This window comes from Mesorhizobium sp. (assembly GCF_004962925.1).
GTDB lineage: Bacteria > Pseudomonadota > Alphaproteobacteria > Rhizobiales > Rhizobiaceae > Mesorhizobium.
On the sequence record NZ_SUEO01000511.1, the window covers coordinates 1 to 223 of the forward strand.

Annotated in this window: 1 protein-coding gene; it reads left to right on the forward strand. The window is 64.6% G+C overall.

Features of this window, described 5'->3' with window-relative positions; genetic code table 11:
• On the forward strand, positions 1-223 hold a 223-nt coding region (locus E5W87_RS35930; protein ID WP_292408819.1), incomplete at both ends, for a phenylalanine--tRNA ligase beta subunit-related protein.

A 223-nucleotide genomic window follows, 5' to 3' on the forward strand; every position in this document is an offset into this window, starting at 1 on the left:
TCACCGGCAACCTCGTCGTGCGCCGGGCGCGCGATGGCGAAAAAGTGCTGGCGCTCGACGGCCGCGAATACACGCTGACACCTGAGATGTGTGTGATAGCAGACCGGGACGGCGTCGAATCGATCGCCGGCATCATGGGCGGCGAGCATTCCGGCTGCGACGAGAACACGTCAGACGTGCTGATCGAATCGGCACTTTGGGACCCGATCACCACGGCCCGCAC